Below are 367 nucleotides of genomic sequence, written 5' to 3'. Positions count from 1 at the left end.
ATACGAAGACACATTAAGCCAGTTAGTATTGTTGGCAGTGTACATGCCGGTTATTGCGGCTGCGGGCGGTAACACAGGCTCACAAGCGGCTACTTTGGTAATACGGGCGTTAGCAACAGGCGAGCTGAAAAAAAGACAATGGTTTGCTGTGTTTCTTAAAGAAAGCCAAATTGCAGTGTGTCTTGCGTTAGCGGTGGCGGGCGTAATGGTTATTCGCATCTTATTTTTTAGCGATGTTAAATCTGCCGGTGGGTTCGATTTAAATATAATTGCGATGGCCATCGCAGTGGCATTGTTTATTCAGGTAACTATTTCTACTACGCTAGGGGGGTTATTACCTATTTTAGCGCGGGCACTTAAGCTAGAC

Annotated in this window: 1 protein-coding gene; it reads left to right on the top strand. The window is 45.2% G+C overall.

Annotation, left to right across the window (positions count from 1 at the left end):
* Positions 1 to 43: 43 nt before the first annotated feature.
* Positions 44 to 367, top strand: a 324-nt coding sequence (locus AAEY62_RS20840; protein WP_350636189.1) for a magnesium transporter, incomplete at its 3' end; no start/stop codon positions are given.

The organism is Pseudoalteromonas sp. GW168-MNA-CIBAN-0100 (genome assembly GCF_040309225.1).
GTDB lineage: Bacteria > Pseudomonadota > Gammaproteobacteria > Enterobacterales > Alteromonadaceae > Pseudoalteromonas > Pseudoalteromonas arctica.
The sequence above is the reverse complement of the archived record's forward strand: the minus strand, read 5'-3'. Positions and strand labels throughout refer to the sequence as shown.